This window comes from Candidatus Omnitrophota bacterium, assembly GCA_016929445.1.
Classification (GTDB): Bacteria; Omnitrophota; Gorgyraeia; order JAFGIU01; family JAFGIU01; genus JAFGIU01.
This window is the reverse complement of record JAFGIU010000020.1, coordinates 1-8975: the sequence shown is the minus strand read 5'-3', so window position 1 is coordinate 8975 and position 8975 is coordinate 1. Positions and strand designations below refer to the sequence as shown.

Annotated in this window: 4 protein-coding genes; all 4 read right to left on the bottom strand. The window is 56.5% G+C overall.

The window, feature by feature from the left end:
- Nucleotides 1-1569 (bottom strand): DNA polymerase/3'-5' exonuclease PolX (gene polX / locus JW937_02190; GenBank protein ID MBN1586222.1); only part of this gene is annotated, 1569 nt, incomplete at its 3' end.
- A 42-nt stretch (nucleotides 1570-1611) separates the two neighbouring features.
- Nucleotides 1612-2418: a nucleotidyl transferase AbiEii/AbiGii toxin family protein gene (locus JW937_02185; GenBank protein MBN1586221.1), complete on the bottom strand. Its 807-nt coding sequence runs from the start codon at nucleotides 2416-2418 to the stop codon at nucleotides 1612-1614.
- Nucleotides 2415-3056 (bottom strand): hypothetical protein, encoded by a 642-nt coding sequence (locus JW937_02180; GenBank protein ID MBN1586220.1) that lies wholly within the window; start codon nucleotides 3054-3056, stop codon nucleotides 2415-2417. The genes JW937_02185 and JW937_02180 overlap by 4 nt, the downstream gene beginning before the upstream one ends.
- A gap of 401 nt (nucleotides 3057-3457) precedes the next feature.
- Nucleotides 3458-8947 carry a hypothetical protein gene (locus JW937_02175; GenBank protein ID MBN1586219.1) on the bottom strand — a complete coding sequence of 1830 codons (5490 nt, stop codon included), beginning with the start codon at nucleotides 8945-8947 and terminating at the stop codon, nucleotides 3458-3460.
- Between the last annotated feature and the right edge of the window lie 28 nt (nucleotides 8948-8975).

Below are 8975 nucleotides of genomic sequence, written 5' to 3'. Positions count from 1 at the left end.
TCCTAAGTCCTTTGCGCGCCGGCAGTTCCGCCAATCCAGGTCCAGGCGGTGGGGGTTGGCGTTGATCTCAATGGCCACACCCAAGTCCGCTGCCACGCGGAGGATTTCTTCCAAGTCGAACTCATATCCGTCCCGGCCCAGAAGCAAGCGTCCGGTCAAATGCCCCAGCATGGTCAGATGCTTGTTCTTCATGGCTTTAACGAGCCGCGCTGTCTGCTGCCGGGCCGTCATTTTGAAGTTCGAGTGGATCGAGCCAATCACAAAATCAAAACTCGCCAGCACCTTGTCCGAATAATCCAAGCTGCCGTCCGGCAAAATATCCGACTCGATCCCCTTGAAGACCCTGAACGCGCCCTTGTATCTCTGATTGAGCGCGTCAATCTCCGCCTGCTGCTCCTTAACGCGCTTGGGGTCGAGCCCGTGCGCATAGTTAGCGGTCTGGCTGTGGTCGGAAATCCCCACATAGGCCCAGCCGAGTTTCCGGGCCGAATCCGTCATCTTCTTGAGCGGGGCTGCTCCGTCGCTGGCATCCGTATGCACATGAAAAGCGCCCCGCAGATCCTCCCAGTCCAAAATCCTGGGAAGCCTCTTTTGCTCCGCAGCCGTGATTTCACCGCGGTCCTCGCGCAATTCCGGCGGCAACCAATCCATCCCCAATTTCGCAAAGATCTCTTCCTCGGACTTGCAAGAAACCAACTTCCCGCCTTGAAAAAGCCCGTATTCATTCATCTTGTAGCCCAAGCCCTGGGCGCGCCCGCGCATAGCCACATTGTGTTCTTTGGAGCCCGTAAAGTGGTGGAGCGCGTAGGGAAATTCCTTGTCGCTCACCACGCGCAGATCGCACTGGATACCTGATTTCAAACGCACGCTGGACTTGGTCTCGCCATGGGCAATGAGATCCACCACACTGGGGTGCTTCACAAACCACTCCATTACCGGTTTTGAATCCGCGGCTGCGGCCAAGAGATCAATATCTTTGATGACTTCCTTGCGCCGGCGCAGGCTGCCCGCAATGGAGGCGCGCTTCACGCCCTTGAGCAACTGAAGTTCCTCCAAGAAAGCTTCAGCTTCCTGAATAGCACTGCTGTAAAGATGCTGATTGCGGTAGCGCTTGAGTTGGTCGATACCTTTGAGCACATTGGCCTGGGTCTTGGCCCCAAAGCCTTCAAGCGCCGAAAGGCGGTTCTCATTGCAGGCATATTCGAGCTCGGCCAGGGTGTCTACGCCGAGCTTTTCGTGGATGGCCTTCACCCGCTTGGGCCCCAAACCCTGGATCCGCAGCATTTCCAGCAGGCCCTCAGGCACCTCGGAGCGCAACTCCTCGTAGTCCGAGGACGCCCCGGTCTCCCAGAGCTCGGTAATCACCCGGATAAGACCCGGGCCAATCCCCTTGATTTGGGACAACCCGCCTTCCTCTATATAGGGGGCTATATCCCCACCCATGCCCTCCAGCACCCGGGCGCCGTTGGCAAAGGCCCGCACCTTAAAGGGGTTGGCGCCCAAAAGCTCGAGGAAAACAGCCATTTCCTCCAGCACGGCAATGATCTCTTTTTTGGCCGGTTTAACCATTGGACCTTAGTTCAAAATGCAATATGAAGTTTAGATTCCATCTCAACTCCGGGCACCCAGCACGGACTCAAGGTTCTCCTTGGTCAAGAGCTGCGCCTCCTGAGGACTTTCCAGGAAGTTCACAACGTCAGGGCCGATCTTCCCCCAGTCGATCTGCTGGAGTCTGTCCCATACATGTTCGCGCCAACGCGCGCTATCGAAGCGGCCTTTCCCCTCAGTCTGATCCAGGGCATTCTGCAGCAGGATTTCGTTCGGCTGGAGTGGGGGACGATGTGTCAGGTACCACACCAAATCATACCAATCCCGCCCCTTCGCGTAGGCCCGCGTGATGAGCGCATGCAGCTTTCCGGCCATGAGCGACGGCAGTTCGTGGTGCCGCAGAGCAAAGGTGAGGTGTCGCCTCACAAGCTGAGTTCTGCTCACAGCACCGGCAGGAGGTTTGGTGTCCACATCAACCTTGATGGACAAGTTCTGGTCCGGAAGCTGCGACAATCCAGCCTCTTTAAGAATCCCGCGAGTCTTGATCCAAGCCACATTAACCGTGTTTTCTTTCTTGATCTTCACGGTCACATCAAAGCCCGACAACGCGAAATCTCGTTTCACCTTCCGCATCCAACCCTCGAAAGCATATCCTTCGGGGCTCTCCATAGAAAAGTCCAAATCCTCGGAAAAACGCCTCATCCCAAACAGAAACCTGAGCGCTGTTCCACCCACAAAGGAGATGCTCCGAAACGCTTCCTCCTCGTGCAAGGAGCGCAACACCATGGCCTGTAAATATTCCCGAAGCACATTCAACTTCATTGCTGGAGTGGACGCACTCGCAGCCAGCATCAATGCCTTGTCTTTCATAGTTCAACCTCGCCGTCTTGTTCTGCTGCGGCAAACTTCATAAACCCTTCCAACGCCCGCTGCAGGCGAGGAGATTCGAATCTCTGCGCATAATCCTCAAGTTTCTTCAGATTGAGCGCATCGGTGTTCTGAAAACGCATCTCCACAATCCTGGGCTGAACCCACTCTCCCTTCCCCAAGTACCAAAGGTCCAGCAGTGCCTTCTCAGGCTCGGCCATCAAGACCTCTCTGCCGAGAATCTCCATAGGGCGATAGCCGAAGAAGCCTTCCGACTTGATGTGTGTGTACTGAAAGCGGCCAAAGGCATTCTCAAATAGCCTCGGGACCCTGCGCGTTACTGAGGTCAGGACCACGGTCATTTCTGGGATCAACCCATAGTAAGACAAGGCCCAAAACGTGCTCAGATAGGATGGAGCATAGAGCCGGTTTGCAAGTTCCGCCGTATTGACGGGGACCTTGCGAAATGGCTCTGCCAGAGTATACATCCCCCGGCGCAAAGGGCAAACCTTCCCGTCCCGCGCCCAACGGTAGAGCTGCGTGCGGATGCTCTCACGCCTTTCGTTCGAGAGCTGAACCAAGGTGGCCAAATCAAAGCAAGGCTGGTCTCCCACCCATGTGATGAGCATCTCCAGTTTCATAGTAATAAGTATACATTATTGTCTATTATTGTAAATATTTGTGGTTTCGTATGGGGGTGAAAAATGAGTGGCCGGATGGGGACGGTTCTCACGGAACTCGTTGTCACAGTAGAGGATGCTGAGAACCGTCCCTACAAAGAAATTGGGCAGAGGCGACTAGGCTTTTATCGTTGGTAGCCCCCGAGGAGTGGGGGTGGGTTTGCGCCGCCTCTGCCCAAGCCTGGAGTTTGGATAGGCCTTCTACTACAAGGTACGGATCTGCCTGTGTCTCCTGCGTTAGGCTCCCTCGGCCATCCTCAGCGTACCGCTCCGGGTACGCTTCCGGGGTCCTCGGTCGCAAGCCTTGTATCCACAGCCATCTCCGCCCTTTCGTAACAAAGACCTATCCAATCCCCAGGCCCTTAGACTTGCTGCATAATGAGTTCTGCCGCTCGGATCTCCTGGAACGTGGTATCCAGTGTTATCGGCTGCAAGACTCCCTTATCAAATACCTCATCCACAAAGAAGTTCATCAAGGCTTCGTCGTCCAAACCTACCAGAGCATTCTGAGCAGACTCCTGACTGATATTGAGCGCATCCAACACGCTGGCCAAAATAACTCGCGCCGGAGAGATTGCCTGATTAGAATCTGCGGGCTCTTCTACTTCCGTAAAGTTCCGGAACACACTCTTCCCAGAGTTATCTTCTCCAAAGAAGATCTCGGAGCTCGCATTGTTTCTCAGGAACGTTGCACCATAAAGCTTCCCGGATGCCCCCTCTTGCTGCATATGCGCGGCCACGGATCCGGCCTGGGAAATTTCTTCAAAGCCAACAACAGCCACACCCTCAGTATTATCTGCAATGCCCAAGACCTCCCTGATTGTTTCCTCGGCATGTCCGTTTGAGGTCCCCACAATCCGGAACGTCACCTTTCCGTGATTGATCTGCGCCACAAGCTGCTGCAGAAATCCCGCCAGATCACCCCGTTCAAGCTCTAATCCTCCGCGAATCTGCCAGTTACCCGCAGAGACTTCTTGAATCAAGGTGCCTGCATCAATCACAAGCTCATACTGCTGGTCACTCACACGCTCCGCAATATCGCTATTCATTGCTCCGTGCACACGATTCACCAAATCTGCGGCTACCACAGAATCCGCCACGTAACCTAGCAGCGGGTCTGACAGCAAGGCAGCAGCCATTCTCCTGACTTCTCGAGCCGATCGCAGAACCGGTCCTTGCAAGACTTCCTCGAACATGCCCAAGTGGTTCTCAATCCAATCTGTCTCGCGCAAGATCTCCCTTAGAACCTCCCGTCCCTCTTCCCCAGCCCGCGCTGCGGATGAAAGCTTGCCCTGGATCACGGAAGATACCGGCTGCCCCGTAATCAAGGCCATGAGAGTGGCCCCCACGGTATGAGAAGCCCGGGCTCCCTGCAATGGAACGCCGTCAACCCCGCGCTTCTCCAGGGTTTCCTGCAAAAGCAGCTGTAAGTACCAATCCAGCTCCATATTGAGAAACTGCCTCTGCACATCCTCGGCCATTGCATTGAATTCAAGAGGCCTCACCAAATACGGATTGCGGGCCAAGGTAATCTTGAGTGTTTCCCCTTCAACCTCAGAAATTGCGAAAGCCGGCCGGCCGATAAACTGCTCCACAACTTGACCATCCTCATTCACCAAGAGATTGGGCAACTTACGCGCAATGCGCAAGGCAACCCTTTTATCTCCGATCAATTCTCTCAAGGCCTGCAGGCCAGCCCTGCGATGCTCGAGATCCCAGACCGGATCCACTTCATCCGGGCCAATCCCTGCCTCAATCTCACCTATCCGCTCGAGCAGCAATTGATCCAAAGTCTTGACTGTTCTCTCTTCCTGCTCCGCACTCTGTACTGTTTCCCACTCCTGCTCCCGGACATTCACCAACTCATAGCGTTGCTCTGCGCGCTCTACTGCACCTTGGGCCATCGCGTCTCGTTCCGCGTCCGCCAGCCCCACTGTCTCGACCATCAGACTTCCTGCTTTGGACAGAGCCGGAGTCTGACGCACGTCCCCAATCGCGCGGTCAGTGACAGGGGCATCGCCGGCAACCGGCCGCGTCTTCTGAGCCAAAACAGCAAGCCGAAGGACATCGAGAACACCCTGTGCTCCCTGCTGTAAAGGAGTAAGCGAGCCCTCAGCATTCTTAAGCAGCTCAGACATTTGATTGGTGAGCCAATTTGACAGATCTCTATTCTCATAGTCATTTGGAGAGAAAAGGACGCGGTTATTAATCAACACATAGAGAACTGCCAAATGAGCCCGAGTCAGGGGCTGTCCAGCACCCACCTCGCTCATCATCCCCTGAGTCAGTTCTTCCAGCTTGGCCGGATTTTCCCTGAAGTAACCGGCCAAAACCCGGCTCTGCGGAATGTCCCGCATTCGGATCACGAGCTCCTGAAGGGCAGCAGAAGCCTCATTCCATCCGGCCTGGATATTCTCGGGACTCAAAGGCCGCGAACGCGCAAAGGGAAGGGTAGCTGCCCGCACATTCCGGATATAGAGATCCGTAAGTTCCTCAACTGAATGTCCGCTGAGATCAGGCAGGGCAGCCGCCGCAGCCGCATCAGCCGATGCGGGTTGGGTTGGCGCCGGGGTTGCGGTCCGAGTGAGGGTTGCGGCCCCTGGCGAGGTAGCGGCCAACGGTGGACTAACCTGCCGGGTCGGCGCAGCAGGTGCAGCCGGACCACCAGGCGCCGCGGGACCGGTGGGCGCCCGGGGACCCAGCCCAATACTCCGCATGGGCGGCAACGATTGAATATCATCGGCACTGGGTTGTTCTCCGAGCGCGGCATCCAATTCCTCCATGACCTCGCGCACGGATTTTTTCTGTTCCACGGCCGCGGTTGCGATGGCTGCAGGCACCAGGTAGTCCACCGGGTTCCAAGGGTTCCCGTTGCCGATCCGGATACGCAGCAGCTTTTCAGCCTCACGCAAGGGGCCTTCGGGCGCCACTGCATCCGGTGATCCCATTGCCGCTGCTTGCGCTTCCCGCAGCAATTCATTCAAGGTTTCCACAAAATCATAGATCCGCTGGGCATCGGGAGTTCCTAAGGGCACCGGTCCCAGGAGTTCCTGCGCGACGGGCTGGTTCGTAAACGCGGTAATCAAATAGGAGTAGATCCCTGCCGCATGGTGCATGGGGTCCATCTTGACCTGCTGCATTCTCATGGCCTGCAGGTAAGGGGCCACCTTCAGGAATCGCCGCACATCTTCGGCATCCTCGCCAAAAGCTTCTTTGAGGAAGGATTCACCCAGCAGTTCATCCGCGCCCAAAGACCACCCCTGCCCTTTCCTATCCATAAAGGCCCGGGCCGTGGCACGGTTAAACTTGTTGTGCTCCATAATCTCCATGTACCAGGCCATCAGGCTCAGAGCGGCGGCCGGTGTCTCAGGGTCTTCTTCCGGCACAGCGCCGGCCGGCATTCCCACAAGAGTATCCTCTGCAAAGCCCATTCCCAAGGCGCGCGCGTAATTGGGCAGAGTGCGATTCATGGCTGAGGCGCTCATAGTGGAGTGGGCCTCACGGAAAGTCATGGTCGCGGAAAGCAAGGGAATGCCCGGAGCCTGGGTCTCGCGTCCCCGGCGCATCCAAAGCTTAATGCGCCCAAAGAACTTACCCGGCATATAGGGAACACCTACGACCAGCGGCCAAATGGACTGGTCCCAATAGGCGGAGAGCCCCCGGCGCGGCGCCCCATGGAGCTTGGCCCACAACCGGGAATCCTTCGAGATAATGAAATGCTCACGGACAAAAGGAATTTTATTCAGACCGTCCAGAAGCGAACCCATTAAGAACTCGCCGATGAGCGGCGACACAAAAAGGGCAAGGTATCCTACGGCTAAGGAGGCCAGTAAACCCCCGGAACTCACACTGGCAATCCCGATACCTGTCCAACCGGCAAAGAGGGTAAGACCAATCCCCACAATCGGCCCCCCTGCCAAGGTAACAACAGCCACCGCCAGGATAAGCCCAGTAATACGCAGCGCCACATTCCCGCGGTTGCGGTCGCCCTTCCGGGCCAGTTTATTCTTCCCATCCAAATTCGAAACAACCCAGTCCCCTTCCGCTGTAACACTGAGCTTACCCGCATCAAACTCAAGCGTGTAGGTGCCGTCGTACTGACTAAAAGACACACCTTGGAGTGTGCCAAGATCCTCCCCACCAAGAGCGTTGCGCACTTTCCTTTTTCCTCCCAAGAGAGCGAGCAGTCTATCCTGCCTGGAGGGGCCCAAACCTAAGATCCCCGACCCTTGTGTGAAAGCCAGTCCGCTACTGGGCCTGAGCTCTTCCATCAGCTCCACCATGGCCATGGCGCGGTGATAATTCGAGCCTGCCTTATACGTAAAATAGGTCAGGGCAGAGGCAGCGGCTAAGGATCCGATAATGGGGAAGGAGAGAACCAGGGTTCCTGCCAAAACGGGTATAGCAATGCTTACAGCAGCAATCACCGTGACAAAGCGGCCAAACCACCCTGCTACCAATAGACCTGCGGCCAGGGGTCTGGCCCAACGCGTGTTGGCCCCCACCCGGGTGGAATGGGAGCGGTCAATGCCCCGCAAGCTCAGGAGTGATGCCACACCAATTGTGATACCAACCGCGGCCATTAAGCCGATCATTGCCCCGGAACCCATGAACAGCAATCCGATCACAGCCATTGTCAAAGTGGTGGTCCCCACAGCCACGGCAGCGCGGCCCAGAGTGCCCAAAAGCCTTCCGCCCAGGGACAACGGCTGTGGGATTTCCTCTTGAGCCGGCGTGTACCGGGTCAATGTCCTGGAACCCATGAAACCGGTGAGCATGGCCACGCCCACACCGGCCACGAGCCCCACGACCGTCACGGCAAAAACAAAACCAAAGGCTATTAGGCTGGGGATCCCGATCAAGGCAGCCAGCCCGGCCACCAGAACACCCAGGCCAACCGCAGTCGCCCCAGGCCCCATCAGAAAGCGAACCCATCCCTTGGTCAGGCGCAAATTCCCGGTTTTCCTTAAACCCCTGCTTAGTTTCTTAAGCCCCTTGGCATCCGCCTCATTGACATAGGGCAGGAAGTCCGCGTCTGTAGCGCGGCCGCTCAAGGTGGACTCCAGCTGGGCTGCGTCCTGCTCGTTCTTTCCAACCTCTCCCTGAATGATGGAAAAGTATTCCTGTTCGGTCTTATTCAACACCTGCATGTGGTCACGAATGCGTTTGGCTCGGTCATCCCGCTGGTTCGGATCTTGGATTTCAGCCAGAAGCGCTTGGACAGTTTGGAATCTGGCCTGAAGCTGAGCCAGGTGGTCTTGGGTTTGCTCAAGCCTGCGCTCCAATTCCCTCAATTCCGCCCGCTGGCTCTTGTACGCTCTGGATTCGGGCCGCTTTTGGGCCAAAGCCTTTTGAGTGTTCTGAATCTCTGTTTGCAAACTCTTGACTTGCGCGGCGTGAGTTTGAATCTGCGCGTCCCAGCGCCCGGCCCACTCGTTCAGCCGGCCCAGATAGTCGTCATAGATTGCCTTCCCTTGGTCTGTGGTCTCGTCCACGTAGGCAATCCCGTCAGCCAGACGGCCCAGGTAGTACTCGTAGACTTCCGTCAATTCCCTGTCCATTTGGTTGAGGAGCCCGCGCTTCTTGCGCCAGATATCGTCGTTGAAGTGCTCATGCGGCATGCGGGCATCCCGAAGCTCATCTTCCAGCTCCGTAATCCGGCGTTTTTCATCAACGCTGGCCTGGCCCTTGCCCGCCTTCCGGCGCAGCTGCCTCAATTCCTTTTCCGCCCGGATGCGCGCCCTGTCCTGCTCCCAAAGATCCACAGTCAAGAACTGGGTCAATCTCCGGCTAAGGCGGCTGTATAGATTCTTCAGATCGTCCAGGTTTTTGCCGAAGTCCGATTGGGACACAGCCCAGCGATTGAAATCGGAATCTCTC

Coding starts and splice junctions, on each gene's coding strand:
- JW937_02180 (MBN1586220.1), bottom strand. CDS start 3,056: ATGAAACTGGAGATGCTCATCACATGGGTGGGAGACCAGCCTTGCTTT.
- JW937_02185 (MBN1586221.1), bottom strand. CDS start 2,418: ATGAAAGACAAGGCATTGATGCTGGCTGCGAGTGCGTCCACTCCAGCA.